Below are 251 nucleotides of genomic sequence, written 5' to 3'. Positions count from 1 at the left end.
ATCTTTGCTGGTTCGCTCGCGGGCAACGTTACGCTCGGCCGCGCCGGCACCAAGGCGGATGAGGCACTCCGTGCCGCCAAGCTCGACCAAGTCGCGGCAGCTTATGGCAAGCGCCCGCTTGGTGAAGGCGGGCTCGGCCTGTCCGGTGGCGAGGCGCTGCGGCTTGCCATCGCCCGCGCCGCCTGCAATCCCGACATCCAGATCATTCTCGCCGACGAACCGACCGCACATCTCGATGCTGCGACAGCGGC

Annotated in this window: 1 protein-coding gene; it reads left to right on the top strand. The window is 68.1% G+C overall.

All coding sequences use genetic code 11. From position 1 onward, the window contains the following. On the top strand, nucleotides 1–251 hold a 251-nt coding region (locus SB724_RS21140; protein WP_410572954.1), incomplete at both ends, for an ATP-binding cassette domain-containing protein.

Origin of the sequence: Bacillus sp. SIMBA_031, from assembly GCF_046535225.1 — a bacterium.
GTDB lineage: Bacteria > Bacillota > Bacilli > Bacillales > Bacillaceae > Bacillus > Bacillus velezensis.
This window is presented reverse-complemented; position numbering and strand designations above follow the sequence as displayed.